Source organism: Micromonospora sp. NPDC050795 (genome assembly GCF_044456785.1).
Taxonomy (GTDB): Bacteria; Actinomycetota; Actinomycetes; order Mycobacteriales; family Micromonosporaceae; genus Micromonospora.
The window spans coordinates 18,882-33,330 of the sequence record NZ_JBITGE010000036.1; the positions used below are offsets into that span (position 1 = coordinate 18,882).

The window sequence follows — 14,449 nt, forward strand, 5'->3', positions numbered from 1 at the left end:
GACAGCGGGTCGACGCGTGAGGATGAGGAGGCAAGCGTGAGGGGACCGGTGGTGGTGCTCGGGGACACCCTGCTCGACCGGGACGTGGAAGGTGTGGTGAACCGGCTCTGCCCGGACTCCCCGGTGCCGGTGCTCGACGAGACGGTGGCCACCGACCGACCGGGGGGCGCCGGGTTGGCGGCGGTGTTCGCCGCCGCGCAGGGCGCCGAGGTGGTGCTGGTGACGGCGCTCGCCGACGACTCCGGAGGGGCCCGACTGAGCGCGCTGCTCGCCGCCGCCGGCGTGCAGGTGTACCCGCTGGCCCTTTCCGGCGCGACGCCGGAGAAGATCCGGCTGCGGGCCCGGGGGCGGGTGCTGCTGCGCCACGACCGGGGCGGCGTGTCCGGCGAGCCGGGTCAGCCCTCCGACGAGGTGCTCCGGGTGATCGCCGAGGCGTCCGCGGTGCTGGTCAGCGACTACGGCCGGGGGGTGGCGCGGGAGCCCGCGCTGCGTGCCGCGTTGGCCGCCACCCGCGCGCCGGTGGTGTGGGACCCGCATCCTCGTGGCCCGGCGGCCGTGCCCGGCGTACACCTGGCCACGCCGAACGAGTCCGAGGTGCGTGAGCTGGTCCCCGCGCTGCCCGGCGCGTCCCGACTGGCCACCGCGTCGAGGGGTGCCCAGGGACTACGGCGGCGGTGGCGGGCCGGCGCCGTCGCGGTGACGCTGGGCGGCGACGGCGCGCTGCTGTGCCACGCCGGGTCGACGCCGCTGGTGGTGCCGACGCCGGGTAGCGCGGAGGGGGACACCTGCGGTGCCGGCGACCGGTTCGCGGCGGCGGCCAGTGTCGCACTGGCCCAGGGCGCGCTGGTCTCCGAGGCGGTGCAGGTGGCGGTCGCCGAGGCGTCCGCGTACGTGGCCGGTGGGGGAGTGGCCGCGGCGCTGCCTCCGTCGACGCCCGCGGCGCGGGGCCGGAGTGCGCCGGAGCCGCGAGCACTCCAGCCGGGACCACGGGGTGGTGCGATGGCCGACCGGGTGGGAGTGGCCGCTGTCGCCACGCTCCTGAGTGAGGTACGCGCCGCGGGTGGCACGGTGGTGGCGACCGGCGGTTGCTTCGACCTGCTGCACGCCGGGCACGTGGCCACCCTGGAGGCGGCCCGGCAGCTCGGCGACTGTCTCATCGTCTGCCTGAACTCCGACGCCAGCGTGGCCGGGTTGAAGGGGCCGGACCGGCCGGTGCAGTCCGAAGGCGACCGCAGCCGACTGCTGGCCGCGTTGAGCTGCGTCGACGCGGTCCTCGTCTTCGACGAGCCGACCCCGCAGGCGGCGCTGTCCTGGGTACGCCCCGACGTCTGGGTCAAGGGCGGCGACTACGCCACCGGCGGTGGGGACGCCAGCGCCGCCCTGCCGGAGGCGGAGGTCCTGCGCCGCTGGGGTGGGAACACAGTCGTGGTGCCCTATCTGGACGGTCGTTCCACCACCGACCTGATCGTCCGCACGCTCGCGGAGCGGACCCGATGACCGCCACGCGGCCCGGTGCCGGGCCCACCGTCCTGATCACCGGGGGCGCCAGCGGCCTCGGCGCCGCTGTGGTCGCCGCGGTGGCCGCCTCCGGTGGCCGTCCGGTCGTGCTGGACCGGCAGCCGCCGGCCGACGGGGTGTCCTGGACCGAGTGCGACCTGGCCGACACGCGAGCCGCCGAGGTGGCCACCCGGCACCTCGCCGAGCAGGCCGGTGGCCTGGACGCCGTGGTGACCGCCGCCGGCACGGACGTGCCGGGCCGACTCGCCGACCTGCCGGGGGAGACCTGGGACCGGATCGTCGCCGTCGACCTGCTGGCCACCGCGGCGGTGATCCGGGCCGCGCTGCCGTTCCTGGTCACCTCCCGGGGCCGCATCGTCACCGTCGCCTCGACCCTGGGCGTCAAGGCGGTCAGCGACGCCACCGCGTACTGCGCGGCGAAGTTCGGCGTGGTGGGGTTCACCCGAGCTCTCGCCGCCGAGCTGGCCGGCCAGGTCGGCGTCACCCTGCTCATCCCGGGTGGGATGCGCACCGCGTTCTTCGACGAACGTGACCCGCAGTACAAGCCGGGGCCGGACGCGAACCTCAACGAGCCCGCCGACACCGCCGCCGCGATCATGTTCGCGCTCAATCAGCCGCCCGGTTGCGCGGTGCGCGAGATGGTGGTGTGCGCCGAGCAGGAGACGTCGTACCCGTGATCCTCGTGCTGCGCGCCCTCGGCGTCGGCGACCTGGTGACGGCGGTGCCCGCGCTGCGGGCGTTGCGGGCCGAGTACCCGTCGCGGGAGCTGGCGCTCGCCGCGCCCGGCTGGTTGGCCCCGCTGGTCGACCTGGTCGGTGGCGTCGACCGGCTGGTGGACACCGCGGGGCTGGATCGCCCTCTCCGGGCGGGGTCGGCCCCGTGGACCGCTGTCAACCTGCACGGGCGCGGCCCGCAGTCGCACCGGCTGCTCGCGGCTACCCGGCCCGGTCGGCTTCTCGCCTTCGCCAGCCCGGACGCCGGCTTCGCCGACGGCCCGCGCTGGGCCGCCGACGAGCACGAGGTGGACCGGTGGTGCCGGCTGCTGTCCTGGTACGACATTCCGGCCGACCGCGCCGACCTGAGCCTGCGTCGGCCCGCTGCGGCGGGGCTGCCCAGCGGTGTCACGGTGCTGCACCCGGGCAGCAAGATCCCGGCCAAGCGGTGGCCCGCCGAGCGGTTCGCCGGTCTGGCCCGGGCACTGACCGACCAGGGGCACCGGGTGCTGCTCACCGGCTCGGCCGACGAACGGGCGCTGGCGGCCCGGGTGGCCGAGGCGGCGGGCCTGAGCTCGGACGCCGTGCTGGCCGGCCGGACCGACCTCGGCGTGCTCGCCGCGCTGGTGGCCGACGCCCGACTGGTGGTCAGTGGGGACACCGGCGTCGCCCACCTGGCCACCGGGTACGGCACCCCGTCGGTCGTCCTCTTCGGGCCGGTGCCACCGGCGCTCTGGGGGCCTCCACCGGACCGGCCACGGCACCGGGTGCTCTGGGCCGGCGAAGGAGATTGGCCCAGGTGGGATGGGGTAGGAAGCCATCCGACGATGGCGGCTCTGCGCCTCGACGAGGTGCTGGCCGCCGTGGCCGAGGTGGAAAGAGTGGTGCGGGTCTCCGGTGCGGTTGCGGCGTAGCGACCCGGGTCGACCGGGGTACGGACGGCGTCGGCGCGGTCGGGGCTGGCTCTTCGTCGACCCGTCCGGTGCGCCGGTGCGGGATCCGGACGTCCTGGCCCGGCTGGGGGAGCTGGTCATCCCGCCGGCCTGGCAGGACGTGTGGATCGCCCCGCACCCGAACGGGCACATTCAGGCGATCGGGATCGACGCGGCCGGACGCAAGCAGTACGTCTACCACCCGCGGTGGCGGGAGAAGCAGGACGAGGCGAAGTTCGACCGCGTGCTGGAGGTGGCCCGGCGGCTGCCGGCGCTGCGTGAGCGGGTGGGGCGCGACCTGGACGGGCCTGGACTGGGCCGGGACCGGGTGCTGGCCACTGTGGCCCGACTGCTGGACATGGGGATGTTCCGGGTCGGCAGCGACCAGTACGCCGCCGGCGACGACCCGACCTACGGGGTCGCCACCCTGCGCCCCGAGCATGCGCGGTCCCGAGGCGGCTGCGTGGTGCTCGTGTTTCCCGCGAAAGGGGGCATCGAGCAGGTACGCCGGATCGAGGACCCGGAGCTGTGCCAGGTGCTGGCCAATCTGCGCCGTCGTCGGCGACGGGCGGAGCGGCTGTTCGGCTACTGGGACGGCAGGGAGTGGCGCGACGTGCGCAGCGACGAGGTCAACGGCTACCTGCGCGACGCCAGCGGTGGGGAGATGACCGCGAAGGACTTCCGCACCTGGCACGCCACGGTGCTCGCGGCCACCGAGTTGGCCACCGCCGGTCCGGCCCGCTCGGTGACCGCCCGGCGCAAGGCGGTGGTCGCTGTGATGCGTGCGGTGGCGGAGCTGCTGGGCAACACACCGACGGTGGCGCGCGCGTCCTACGTGGATCCGCGGGTGGTCGACCTCTACCACGACGGAGTGGTGGCGTCGGTGGACCCGCAGGCGCCTCGCGAGGAAGCGGAGCAGGTGGTCCTGAAGCTGCTGGAGGGGGCCTGACCGGCCCCGTCGGCGATTCTGGGGGGAAACGCGACGGAGCCGGAGCCTCGGGCTTCAGCGGGGTGCCACCGGGCGGCCGCCCGCCGCTCGCGCGGCGGGCGCCTCGCCACGGCCCCCGTTGGCGGCCCACCAGGTGATGACCGGCCGCGTTGGTGTCAGTCTGCCGGCAGCGAGTTGACCATGGACGCCCGGCGGTTGACGATCCGCGCCAAATCCGAGTGGCTGTCGCGGTGTTCCTGCGGGGTGGTGCCGTACGCGGCCCGGAAAGCCCGGCTGAAGTGGGCCTTGTCGGGAAAGCCCCACCGCGCCGCGACGGTCTGCACCGGCTGGTTGCGCAGCGCCGGGTCGGTCAGGTCGCGCCGGCACCGGGCCAGCCGCAGTTCCCGGATGTACGACGCCACTGTGGTGTCCTCGGCCTCGAACAACCGGTGCAGGGACCGCACCGAGATGTGATGGGCGTCGGCGACCACCTGCGGGCCGAGGGTCGCGTCGCCGAGGTGGCGGTGGATGTACGACTGCACCTGGGTGAGTAGCGTCCGGCGGCGGACCTCGGTCGGCACGGCGTCCTCGGCGACGAGGTGCCGGCCGAGCATGGTGGTGGCCAGGTCGAGCCCCACCGCGCCGAGCCGGCTGGCGTCGGCGGCATGGTACTGCTCGGGGTGCCCGGTCACCTGGATCAGGAACTGCGCGAGCAACGCCCCGATCCCCTCGCTGCCGGACATCCGGCCGCCGTAGAGCGCCGCCATCCGCTGCGGCGGCAGGGGTAGCGCGGCGTGCGGGATCAGCGTGATGATCGAGGTGGCCTGGTCCCGTTCGGGCTCGGTGGCGTGGTGGCAGACGTCGTGTGGCCGGGACCCGTCGTAGAAGGTGAACTCGCCGGCCAGGATCTCGCTGCGGCGACCGTCCTGGCTGGACGTGCCGACGCCGCCGGTGGTGAGGGCGAGGATGTACAGCTCCGGGTCGGACTGACGGACCAGTTTCCGGGTCCGGGTGGCGTCCAGGGACGGGTATTCGTACTGCACCAGCTGGATCGGGCCGAGGTCGACGAAGTCGGCGCGGGCGGCGAAGTCGTCGCTGTGCGCGGACTGGATGCGCAGCGGCGCGGAGGTGCGCGCGACCAGGTCCAGCCACATGCCGAACCGTTCGCCCGGTGGCAGGACTGTGGTGTCGATGGTGTCTCTCGGCAGCATGGAACTCCCTCAGCGCGTTCGGCGTTGGATCAGCGCCTCGACGCCGTCGAGGATCCGGTCCAGACCGAAGACGAACTCGTCGTCGGGGTCGTCGTCCTGGTAGAGCACGCCGGCGCTGAGCACCCGGTGCAGCGCGGGGAAGCGGGCCGGGTCGATGAGTCGGGCCACCAGCCGGCCGTACGCCGGCATCATCTCGCTGGGCTCGACGCCGGCCGCCCGGCTGCCCTCGGCGATCTGCGAGGTGAGGGTGGCCTCGTTGCGGACGTACCCGGTGATCAGCAGGAGCACCGACATCTTCTCGCTCTCGCCGAGGGTGGTGCCGTCGAGGCAGCGCAGCCCGTCCTCCATCCAGCCGAGCTGCTGTGGGGTGATCGGTGGGCCGCTGATCGGCACGTGCAGCAGCCAGGACCGTTGCCGCAGCACGTCGTGCTCGGCCCAGGCCCACCGGGTGAGGCTGGCGCGCCAGTCGTCCCCCGGCACGGGTGGGCCGGGGGACGGGCCGTACCCGGTGTCCACCATGAGCATGAGCAGCTCGTCCTTCGAACCGACATACCGGTAGAGGGCCATGGTCGCGGCGCCCAACTCCTTGGCCACCCGGCTCATCGAGACGGCCGCCAGACCGTCGGCGTCGGCCACGCGTACGGCGGCGTCCACGATGGTGGGCACGCTCATTCCCGGCCGGGGGCCCTTGGGTGGCCGCTCCCGCAGCCCCCACGCGCTCTCGATGGCCGGCGGGAGCACGGGCCCGCCGTTGTCTGTCTTCGCCGCCACATTTCCTCCTTGCCTCGCCATCCTAGTTCTGCGTATGGTCTACGCATAACAGCGTACGTCATACGCAGAAGGAGAACTGATCATGGCGATCACCACCACACCGGCACCGCGAGCGGGCCGACGGGAGTGGATCGGGCTCACCGTGCTGATGCTGCCGCTGCTCCTGGTCTCGATGGACGTGTCGGTTCTCTACTTCGCCGTCCCGTTCATCAGCGCGGAGTTGCGCCCCACCGCCACCGAGCAGCTCTGGATCTTCGACATCTACGGCTTCGTGCTGGCCGGGCTGCTCATCACCATGGGCGCTCTCGGAGATCGGATCGGCCGACGCCGGCTCCTGCTGATCGGTGCCGCCGCGTTCGGCGCGGCGTCGCTGCTGGCCGCGTACGCCGACAGCACCGCGACGCTCATCGCCGCGCGTGCCGTGCTCGGCGTCGGTGGGGCCACCCTGATGCCCTCGACGCTCGCCCTGGTCCGCAACATGTTCCACGACGCCAAGCAGCGCGGCACCGCTATCGCCGTCTGGACCGCCACTCTCACCGGCGGCATCGCGATCGGTCCGGTGCTCAGCGGCATCCTGCTGGAGCACTTCTGGTGGGGCTCGATCTTTCTGATCAACATCCCGGCGATGCTGATGTTGCTCCTGCTCGTGCCGCTCCTGGTGCCCGAGTTCCGCAACCCGGCGACCGGGCGGTTCGACCTGGTCAGCGCGGCACTGTCGCTCGGGGCGCTGCTGCCGGTGATCTACGGCATCAAGGAGATGGCCCGGGACGGGCTCAGCCCGGCGCGCGTCCTCGCCATCGTCGGCGGTCTGCTGGTGGGGGCGCTCTTCCTGCACCGCCAGCGGACCCGGGCGTACCCGATGGTCGACCTCGCCCTGTTCCGCCGCCGCGGCTTCGCCGGATCGCTCGCTGTCAACCTGCTGGCGATGTTCGCCATCGTCGGCTTCGCCATCTTCACCACCCAGCACCTCCAGCTGGTGCTCGGCCTGAGCCCGCTGCGGGCGGCACTGTGGAGCCTCGTGCCGTCCCTCGCCGTGGGGGGAGTCGCGCCGGCCGCCGCCGCCCTCGCCCAGCGCGTCGAACGGGCGTACCTGATCGCTACGGGGTTCGGGATCGCCGTGGTCGGCTTCGTGGTGTTGACCCGGGTCACCCCGGAGACGCCGCTGTGGCTGCTGCTCGTCGGCGCCAGTGTCTACGCCGCCGGCCTGGTGATGGTGATGTCTCTCGTCACCGAGCTGGTCATCGGCGCGGCGCCGCCCGAGCAGGCAGGTGTGGCCTCGGCGCTGACCGAGTCCAGCAGCGAGCTGGGCGGTGCGCTGGGGATGGCGATCCTGGGCAGCGTGGGCGCGGCGGTCTACCGCCGCGAGATCGTCGACGGCCTTCCGGCCGGGCTGCCCGCCGACGCCGGAACGGCGGCCCAGGAGACCCTGGGCGGTGCGCTCGCCGTCGCCCAGGGGTTGCCGGCGGAGCTGGCCGACGCGGTGCGGCACGCCGCCGGTGTGGCGTTCACCGACGGGCTGCACCTGGCCGCGTACGCCGCCATGGCGGTGATGCTGCTGGGCGCGCTCACCGCGCTCGTCGCGCTGCGTGGCGTCCGACCGGCCGACCCCGCGGCGCTGGCCGCCGAGCCGACCGGTCCGGCCGACACGTCGTTGTCGTCGGTCAGTCGGTGAGCACGTGCGCGAGCCGGTCGCGGAAACGCCGCTCGGAGTCGCTGACCGACTCGCCGCCGATGCCCAGCAGCCCGCCGCTGGACGCGGCGCCCACCACCTGCTCGGCGATCTTCACGAGCCAGTGCTTGTACGCGCCGGCCTCACCCTCGTCGACCCGCGCGGCCAGCAACGCGTTGGCCTCGCCGGCCCGCAGCAGCACGTCGTCGATGTACGCCCCGGGGTCGGCGGGCGCGATGACCGGCAGCTCCTCGCCGGCCTCCGGGTCACCGACCCGGGTGACGATCTCGCCGGCCACGGCGACCACCAGCGGGCTGGCCGACTCCCGGCCGGCGGCGATGGTCTCCAGCCCGGCCGCGTTCTCCGCCATGGTCCGGCGGGTGCCGTCGGACTCGGCGGCGCTCGCCGCGGTCAACACCGACTGTGGCAGGCCGACCAGCAGCCCCCACTCCTCGTCGGAGAAACCGAACCCGGTGTACGCCGGCTGCTCGATCACGACAACGCCCCTTCCGCCCTGCTCTTCTTGGTCAATCGGTGCTCTGCTTTGTCGATCCACCGGGGCCGCAACCGGCACCCGGGTCAGGCTAGTCCAGGGTCAGCAGGCCCTGTTCGGACACCACGCGCACCGACAACGTCTTGTACCCGACCTCCTCGAAGAGGACGGTCATCTTGTCCTCCTCGTACGAGAGCACCATGCCCTGCCCCCACTCCGGGTGACGCACCTGACTGTGCACCGGGAACGGCCCGACCGCACCCTGGTCGGCCACGCTGGTGCCGTTGTGGCAGTTGTCGCAGTGCCCGCAGACGTCGCTCATCTGCTCGCCGAAGTAGGCCAGCAGGGTCTGCCCCCGGCAGGCCCTGGTCTCGGCGAAGGCCCGCATCATGTCGGTCCGGGAGCGGGTCACCGTCTGCTGGCGTTCCGCCTCGGTGAGGGCCGCCGCGGCGGCGTCCACCGCAGCGGGGGAGTAGCGCGGGGCGCCGATGCGCTGCCGGGCGCGCGGCTCGGCCGCGCCGACCTGCTCCAGCAGGGACAGGTACTGGCCCAGCTTGCGCGGCCCCAGGCCGGTGGTCTCGCGCAGTTCGGTCTTGGTGGCTGCCTTCTTGCGCAGCAGAGCGGCCAGGTCGCGCAGCTCGTTCTCGTCGGGCAGGCCGCCGCTGAAGAACCGCTGCAGGCCCACGTCCTCGGCCCGCCACAGCAGCAGGACCCGGGCCGGTTGCCCGTCGCGCCCGGCCCGGCCGATCTCCTGGAAGTAGCTGTCCGGCGAGTCGGGCAGCGCCATGTGCACCACCCAGGCGATGTTCGGCTTGTCGATGCCCATGCCGAACGCCGAGGTCGCCACCATGATCGGGACCTGGTCGGCGAGGAACGCCTCGTGCAGCTCCGCGCGGGCACCCATCGGCATCCCGCCGTGGTAGAACTGCGCCGGGAAGCCGGCGTCGGTCAACCGGGTGGCCAGCTCCTCGGCGGCGCGCCGGGTCGGCACGTAGATGATCCCCGGCCGGCCCTCGTCGCGCAGCAGCGTCATCAGCCGTCGCCAGCGGTAGTCCTCGTCCGGGCAGTGGGCCACCTCGAGGAAGAGGTTGGGCCGGTCCAGCCCGGAGACCACCACGTCCGGATCGCGCAGCCGAAGCCGGGCGATGATGTCGTCGCGTACCGGCGGCGAGGCGGTGGCGGTCAGCGCCACCACCGGCGGCCGACCGATGCCCTCGATGAGGTGCCCGAGCGCCAGGTAGTCGGGGCGGAAGTCGTGCCCCCAGGCCGAGATGCAGTGCGCCTCGTCGATCGCCACCAGCGCCGGCTTCAGCGCGGCGACCTCGGCCATCCGGTCCGGGTTGCTGAGCTGCTCCGGCGTGATGAAGAGGAACTCCGCCCGGCCCTCGCGGACGTCGGCGAGCGCCTCGGCCTGCTGGCTGGCGGACTCGTTCGAGCTGATCCGCATCGCCCGCAGCTCCGGGCGTTGCCGCTCGTTGAGGGAGGCGATCTGGTCCTGCTGGAGGGCGAGGAGCGGAGAGATCACCACGGTGGGACCGGGGATCAGACTGGCCGGGATCTGGTAGATCGCCGACTTGCCGGCGCCGGTGGGCAGCACCACCAGGGCGTCGCGTCGCTTCATGACCGCGCGCATGGCGGCCAACTGGTTGGGCCGCAGTGCCTTCCAGCCGAACAGGCTGCGGGCGGCACGGCGCAACGTCATCGAATGCGTGGACAGTTTCATCGAGGGCCGGAGGTACCCGAGCCCAGGACAACCGAAACGCATTCGGAAGATCATGGGCTCGGGTGCCAGGGGCTCAGCGCAGCCCGGGCAGGACCTCGCGCTGGTACAGGTCGAACAGACCCTGGTAGTGCGGGCCGGTGTTGGCCACGTAGACCTCGTCGAAGCCGGCCTTGGCGTACTTGTCGATCATCTCCAGGTGCGCGTCGGCGCTGTTGCCGCAGACGAACGCCTTCTTGAGCATCTCCGGCTCGACCAGCTCGGAGGCCTGCTCGAAGTGCCGTGGCGAGGGGAGCACCTGGGACAGCTCACCGGGCACCCCCGCGTTGGGCCAGCGCTCGTACGCGATCCGCAACCCCTCGTCCTCGCTGTCCGCGTACGCCGCCTTGAATCCGGCCTGGCACGGCTTGTCGCCGCCGCCGTTCTCGCGGAAGCGGCGGACCATCTCGCCGTCGGGCATGGTGCTCACGTAGCCGTCGCCGATCCGGGCGGCCAGGTCGATGGCCTTCGGTCCGAAGCCGGAGACGTAGATCGGCGGGGGAGTGTCGGGCAGCGTGTAGATCCGGGCGTGCTCCACCGTGTAGTGCTTTCCGTGGTGGTTGACGAAACCGCCCTTCCACAGCTCGCGCAGCACCTCGACGGCCTCCTCCAGCATGTCCAGCCGGACGTCCGCCTGCGGCCACGCGTCGCCGAAGATGTGCTCGTTGAGGGCCTCGCCGGTGCCGACGCCGAGCACGAACCGTCCACCGTGCAGCACCGCGCTGGTCGCCGCCGCCTGCGCGATCACCGCCGGGTGGATCCGCACGGTCGGGCAGGTCACCGCCGTGGTCACCGGCAGCGACGAGACCTGGCTGAGCGCGCCGATCATCGACCAGACGAAGGGGCTCTGACCCTGTGCGTCCACCCACGGGTGGTAGTGATCCGAGATCCACAGCGCCTCGAAGCCGGCCCGTTCGGCACCGCGCGCCTGCTCCAGCAACTCGGCTGGCGTGAACTCCTCACTGGACAGAAAATATCCGATCTTCATGGCTTACCCCTTCGGCACGCGGACCTGCTGATGGGGAAGCCCTACCCCGGCGGCGCCCGGTCACACCGGTTCTCGCCGTGGGTGGGTCAGCGTCGCCCGAACATCGCCCGGATCGCGGCGAGGAGCAGCAGAGCGCCGACCACCAGGCCGAGCAGGCGTACGCCGGGGATGTCGGCCGGGCTCGTCGCGTCGGCCAGCAGGACGGGATCCATCCCCGCACTCTCCCCGGGAGCGGGCCGCCAGGCAACTGTAAGGTTTATTGACTATTGAATCGCTCAGTGTGACCATGGCAGAACCGCCTGCCGGTGGCGGTGCGCCAAGGGCGCGCGAGAGATGGGGTACGGGGGCCGCATGAGCGAGCGCAACCAGCGGATCGACGGGGGCGCACCGTCGCCGGTGATCGATCTCGATCGCTGCGAGGGAGTGGCGTGACCACTTCCAACGGGCACCTCTCGGCGCTCGCCGCCGCCGTCCTGCAACCCGGCTTCGTCGGCACCACCCCACCGCCCTGGGTGTGCCGCTGGCTCGGCGAGGGCCTCGGCTCGGTGGTGCTCTTCGCCCGCAACGTCGTCGACACCGAGCAGGTGACCGCCCTCACCGCGACGCTACGCGCGGAACGGCCGGACGTCATCGTGGCGATCGACGAGGAGGCCGGCGACGTCACCCGGCTGGAGTCGGTGCACGGCAGCTCCCGGCCCGGCAACTTCGCCCTCGGCGCGGTCGACGACCCGGGGCTGACCGAGGCCGTCGCCCGGGACCTCGGCGCCGAGCTGGCCGCGGCGGGGATCACCCTCAACTACGCCCCGGACGCCGACGTCAACTCCAACCCGGCGAACCCGGTGATCGGCGTCCGTTCCTTCGGCGCCGACCCGGTGCTCGTCGCGCGGCACACCGCCGCCTGGGTCCGCGGGCTCCAGGCCGGCGGCGTCGCGGCCTGCGCCAAACACTTCCCCGGCCACGGCGACACCCGGGTCGACTCACACCACGACCTGCCCCGGATCACCGCCGACCGGGACCGGCTGGACGCCTGCGAACTGGCCCCGTTCCGCGCCGCCGTGGCCGCCGGGGTGCAGGCGGTGATGACCGGTCACCTGCTGGTGCCCGCGCTCGACCCGCACCTGCCGGCGACGCTCAGTCAGCGCATCCTGGGTGGGTTGCTCCGCGACGAACTGGGCTTCTCCGGTGTGGTGGTCACCGACGCGATGGAGATGCGCGCGGTCGCCGACCGGTACGGCTTCGCCGGGGCTACGGTCCGCGCCCTCGCCGCCGGCGCCGACGCCATCTGCATCGGCGGTGAACGGGCTGACGAGCAGGCCGCCCGCGAGCTGCGCGACGCCATCGTGGCCGCCGTCGTCTCCGGTGAGCTGCCCGAGGAACGTCTCGCCGAGGCCGCCAAGCGCGTCGGTCAACTCGCCGCCTGGACGGTGGCCGTCCGCAACTCCGGCTCGGCCGGAGCGCGCGCCGCCGCCGACGTCGGGCTGGTCGCCGCCCGCCGGGCCGTCCGGGTCACCGCCGCCCCGGGTACGACGGTCGCGCTGCCCCTGACCCGCGCGGCACACGTCGTCGAATTCGAGCCGCCGCGCAACATCGCCATCGGCGCCGAGACCCCGTGGGGCATCGGCGGACCACTGACCGAGCTGCTGCCCGGCACCAGCACGGTCCGTTACTCCGAACCCGACGTGCCGGCGGACCCGGGCGCCGGGGCAGGCAGCCGCCCCCTGGTCCTGGTCGTCCGTGACCAGCACCGGCACGACTGGATGCGTGCCGCCGTGCACCGCGCGTTGGCCGCCCGGCCGGACGCCGTCGTGGTCGAGTTGGGCGTGCCCGAGCTGATCACCGGGGCGGTGCACCTGGCCACCCACGGCGCCACCCGGGCCAGTGGACGGGCCGCCGCCGAGGTGCTCACCGGCACCCGCTGACCGCCCGCGCTACACCAGGTCGGCGACCAGGTCGGCGTACTCGGGGTGCTTGTCGATGAACGCGGCCATGAAGGGGCACTGCGGCACCACTGTCGTGCCGCGTGCCCGGAGCTGGTCCAGGGTGCCGCGGATCAGCGTGCCGCCCACCCCCTTGCCCTGAAAGCCCCGGTCCACCTCGGTGTGGGTGAAGACCAGCACCTCCCCGCGCGGCAGGTACGCGGTGAAGCCGGCCAACGCGTCGTCGACAAGGATCTCGAAGCGGTGCTTCGCCGGGTTGTCCTCGACCAGGGTGCTCATCCGGCCATTCTCCCCGCCGGGTCGGCCAGCGCGTCGAGTTCGCCGAGCAAACGGTCCACCTCCTCGGAGGTGTTGTAGTGGTAGATGCTGGCCCGCACCGCGCCGCCGCTCTCGCGCAGACCCATCAGCTGGAAGTACTCGTAGGCGTAGTAGTCACCGACGGAGAGGCAGAACCCGGCGGCACCCAACGCCTCCTGGGTGGCCGCCGGGGACAATCCGGCGACCCGGAACGAGACCGTCGGGCAGCGCCGCGCCGGCGAGCCGTAGACGGTGATCGACGGCCGCTGCGCCAGCCCGGCGAGCAGCCGGTCCAGTAGCGCCTCCTCGTGCGCCTGGGCGGCGGCCAGCCCTGCGCGCAGCCGGTCCCGCCGGTCCCCGACCGCGTCCGGGTCCAGCCCCGCCAGGTGATCCACCGCCGCGGCCATGCCGGCCAGCAGCGGGAAGCTCGGCGTGCCGTACTCGAACCGGTCCGGCACCGCGTCGGAGGACGGCACCAGCTTCGCCGGGCGCAACGCCTCCCACCGGGCCGGGTCCGCCACCATCGCCGCCAGGTGCGGGCCGGACCACTTGTACGCGCTGCTGACCAGCACGTCGGCGCCGAGCGAGGCCAGGTCGGTCGGTCCGTGCGGCACCGAGTGCACCCCGTCGACGTGGACCAGCGCGCCGACCGCGTGCGCAATCTTGGCGATCGCCGACACGTCCGGCATGGTGCCGATGGCGTTGCTGCCGGCGGTCACCGCGACCAACCGGGTCCGCTCACCCACCAGGTCCGCGTACTGGGCCGCGGGCAGCTCACCGGTGTGCCGGTCGACCTCGGCCCAGCGCACCGTCGCGCCGGCCGCCTCCGCGGCCTGCACCCACGGCCGCACGTTCGCGTCGTGGTCGAGCCGGGACACCACCACCTCGTCGCCCGGGCGCCAGGTCGCGCCGAGCGTGCGGGCCAGGGTGTACGTCAGCGCGGTCGCGCTCGGGCCGAGCACCACCCCGGCCGGGTCGGCGCCGAGCAGATCGGCCACCGCCGAGCGGGCCTCGGCCACCAGCTCCAACGACCGGCGGCCCGCGATGTTGGCGGCGCTGCGGTTGCCGACCGCCGACCGCATGGCATCGGTGACCGCGTCGATCACACCGGCCGCGGTCTGGGTGCCGCCGGCACCGTCGAAGTGGACGAAACCCTCGGTCAGGGCGGGGTACGCGGCCCGGGTGCGGGCGATGTCGAACGGCATGTCCCGGACCCTAGCCGGTGCTCCCCGC

Annotated in this window: 14 protein-coding genes; 6 read left to right on the top strand and 8 right to left on the bottom strand. The window is 73.3% G+C overall.

Going from position 1 to position 14,449, the window contains the following annotated elements:
- Window positions 1-36: 36 nt before the first annotated feature.
- From ACIBEF_RS26520 to ACIBEF_RS26535, 4 genes are read left to right on the top strand one after another with little or no spacing between them, the layout of a single operon-like run.
- The gene (locus ACIBEF_RS26520; protein WP_396795855.1) at window positions 37-1,497 is read left to right on the top strand and encodes a PfkB family carbohydrate kinase; all 1,461 of its coding nucleotides are present in this window, start codon (window positions 37-39) and stop codon (window positions 1,495-1,497) included.
- Window positions 1,494-2,195, top strand: coding sequence for an SDR family oxidoreductase (locus tag ACIBEF_RS26525; RefSeq protein WP_357204372.1), 702 nt, complete (start codon window positions 1,494-1,496; stop codon window positions 2,193-2,195). The genes ACIBEF_RS26520 and ACIBEF_RS26525 overlap by 4 nt, the downstream gene beginning before the upstream one ends.
- Window positions 2,192-3,145, top strand: coding sequence for a glycosyltransferase family 9 protein (locus ACIBEF_RS26530; protein WP_396795909.1), 954 nt, complete (start codon window positions 2,192-2,194; stop codon window positions 3,143-3,145). The genes ACIBEF_RS26525 and ACIBEF_RS26530 overlap by 4 nt, the downstream gene beginning before the upstream one ends.
- On the top strand, window positions 3,129-4,112 hold the full coding sequence (locus tag ACIBEF_RS26535) for a DNA topoisomerase IB (protein WP_396795857.1): 984 nt from the start codon (window positions 3,129-3,131) through the stop codon (window positions 4,110-4,112). The genes ACIBEF_RS26530 and ACIBEF_RS26535 overlap by 17 nt, the downstream gene beginning before the upstream one ends.
- 155 nt (window positions 4,113-4,267) lie before the next feature.
- Here the strand turns inward: ACIBEF_RS26535 and ACIBEF_RS26540 are convergent, their stop codons facing one another.
- Both ACIBEF_RS26540 and ACIBEF_RS26545 read right to left on the bottom strand, forming a co-directional pair.
- Window positions 4,268-5,302, bottom strand: coding sequence for a helix-turn-helix domain-containing protein (locus tag ACIBEF_RS26540; protein WP_396795858.1), 1,035 nt, complete (start codon window positions 5,300-5,302; stop codon window positions 4,268-4,270).
- Between the two features lie 9 nt (window positions 5,303-5,311).
- A complete protein-coding gene (locus ACIBEF_RS26545) occupies window positions 5,312-6,073 on the bottom strand; it encodes a TetR/AcrR family transcriptional regulator (RefSeq protein ID WP_396795860.1) in 762 nt (253 codons plus the stop codon).
- An 82-nt stretch (window positions 6,074-6,155) separates the two neighbouring features.
- Here ACIBEF_RS26545 and ACIBEF_RS26550 point away from each other — a divergent pair, with 82 nt between their 5' ends.
- Entirely contained in the window at window positions 6,156-7,745 is a 1,590-nt protein-coding gene (locus ACIBEF_RS26550; RefSeq protein WP_396795861.1) for an MFS transporter, read from the top strand.
- Here ACIBEF_RS26550 and ACIBEF_RS26555 read toward each other — a convergent pair.
- From ACIBEF_RS26555 to ACIBEF_RS26570, 4 genes are all read right to left on the bottom strand, one after another.
- Window positions 7,735-8,238, bottom strand: a complete 504-nt coding sequence (locus ACIBEF_RS26555) for a hypothetical protein (RefSeq protein ID WP_396795862.1) — start codon at window positions 8,236-8,238, stop codon at window positions 7,735-7,737. The two genes, ACIBEF_RS26550 and ACIBEF_RS26555, sit on opposite strands and share 11 nt — an antisense overlap.
- A gap of 88 nt (window positions 8,239-8,326) precedes the next feature.
- Window positions 8,327-9,958 (bottom strand): RecQ family ATP-dependent DNA helicase, encoded by a 1,632-nt coding sequence (locus ACIBEF_RS26560; protein ID WP_396795863.1) that lies wholly within the window; start codon window positions 9,956-9,958, stop codon window positions 8,327-8,329.
- A 73-nt stretch (window positions 9,959-10,031) separates the two neighbouring features.
- Window positions 10,032-10,982, bottom strand: coding sequence for a TIGR03557 family F420-dependent LLM class oxidoreductase (locus ACIBEF_RS26565; RefSeq protein ID WP_396795865.1), 951 nt, complete (start codon window positions 10,980-10,982; stop codon window positions 10,032-10,034).
- Between the two features lie 86 nt (window positions 10,983-11,068).
- A complete protein-coding gene (locus tag ACIBEF_RS26570; RefSeq protein WP_255750123.1) occupies window positions 11,069-11,194 on the bottom strand; it encodes a hypothetical protein in 126 nt (41 codons plus the stop codon).
- Between the two features lie 216 nt (window positions 11,195-11,410).
- Here ACIBEF_RS26570 and ACIBEF_RS26575 point away from each other — a divergent pair, with 216 nt between their 5' ends.
- Window positions 11,411-12,901, top strand: a complete 1,491-nt coding sequence (locus ACIBEF_RS26575) for a glycoside hydrolase family 3 protein (protein ID WP_396795866.1) — start codon at window positions 11,411-11,413, stop codon at window positions 12,899-12,901.
- A gap of 9 nt (window positions 12,902-12,910) precedes the next feature.
- On the opposite strand, the gene ACIBEF_RS26580 is transcribed toward ACIBEF_RS26575, so the two are convergent.
- A complete protein-coding gene (locus ACIBEF_RS26580) occupies window positions 12,911-13,198 on the bottom strand; it encodes a GNAT family N-acetyltransferase (RefSeq protein WP_396795868.1) in 288 nt (95 codons plus the stop codon).
- Window positions 13,195-14,421: a cysteine desulfurase-like protein gene (locus tag ACIBEF_RS26585; protein WP_396795869.1), complete on the bottom strand. Its 1,227-nt coding sequence runs from the start codon at window positions 14,419-14,421 to the stop codon at window positions 13,195-13,197. Before ACIBEF_RS26585 ends, ACIBEF_RS26580 begins: the two co-directional genes overlap by 4 nt.
- Window positions 14,422-14,449 lie beyond the last annotated feature (28 nt).